This is a genomic window from Microvirga medicaginis, from assembly GCF_052658925.1.
Genome location: NZ_JBQWEL010000069.1, coordinates 1 through 607, shown reverse-complemented (window position 1 = coordinate 607; position 607 = coordinate 1). Strand labels below are relative to the sequence as shown.

Annotated in this window: 1 protein-coding gene; it reads left to right on the top strand. The window is 61.6% G+C overall.

Annotation, left to right across the window (positions count from 1 at the left end):
- Positions 1-52: 52 nt before the first annotated feature.
- Positions 53-607 (top strand): IS6 family transposase (locus ACUXUR_RS26800; protein ID WP_445505390.1); only part of this gene is annotated, 555 nt, incomplete at its 3' end.

The following is a 607-nucleotide window of genomic DNA, read 5'->3' as shown; positions in this document are numbered from 1 at the left end:
GGGCACCGTCAGGTTAACGCGACAGTGACTGGATGAGGGCATAAGCGAGGGCATGAAATCGACCCAGCATCCTCGCTACGCCCGTCATCGCTTCCCGGCTGAAGTGATCAGCCATGCGGTCTGGTTGTACTTTCGTTTTCCGTTGAGCCTGCGCATGGTTGAGGAGATGCTGGCCGCCCGAGGCATCCTGGTCAGCCACGAGACTGTCCGGCAATGGGCGCTGAAGTTCGGCCAGAGCTTTGCCAATCAGATCCGCAGGCGTCTGCCCGCACCAGGAGACAAATGGCATCTCGACGAGGTTGTGATCAGCATTTCTGGTCGGAAGCACTGGCTGTGGCGGGCCGTCGACCAGCACGGGGTCGTGCTCGACATCCTGGTTCAGAGCCGCCGCAACGCAAAGGCCGCCAAGCGGCTGCTGCGCAAGCTGCTCAAGAAGCAAGGCGTGGCACCGCGCGTGCTGATCACTGACAAGTTGGCCAGCTATGCTGCGGCCAAGAGGACGGTGATGGCGGGCGTGGACCATCGGCAGCACAAGGGCTTGAATAACCGCGCCGAGAACAGCCATCAGCCCACCCGACGGCGTGAGCGGATTATGAAGCGCTTCAAG